Genomic DNA, 302 nt, shown 5'->3' with positions numbered 1-302 from the left:
AGCGTTGTGCCTTGTTCAACTGTTACAAGCTTTTCTTGAGTCATTCTGTCTTTGACTGGTAAGGACTCATCAGTCTCAAAACGAATGTCTCTATTAGTGATTATCCCAATTAGCTTTTCATTTTCTACAACTGGTAGTCCGCTAATTTTATACATTGACATAACAGCTTTAGCTTCTTTAATTGTTTTATCACTAGATAATGTCACAGGGTTAACTATCATTCCACTTTCATATCTTTTGACTCTATCAACCATGAGCGCTTGGTCTTCAATCGATAAGTTTTTGTGAATTATTCCAATACC

The 302-nt window shown here is 35.1% G+C and carries 1 protein-coding gene; it reads right to left on the bottom strand.

Annotation, left to right across the window (positions count from 1 at the left end):
* Positions 1 to 302 (bottom strand): CBS domain-containing protein (locus B4237_RS04830; protein WP_286941879.1); only part of this gene is annotated, 302 nt, incomplete at both ends.

The sequence above is a fragment of the Acinetobacter sp. UBA6526 genome, assembly GCF_002434875.1.
Lineage (GTDB): Bacteria > Pseudomonadota > Gammaproteobacteria > Pseudomonadales > Moraxellaceae > Acinetobacter > Acinetobacter venetianus.
Note: the sequence above shows the minus strand (reverse complement) of the source record. Positions and strands in the feature narration are given on the sequence as shown.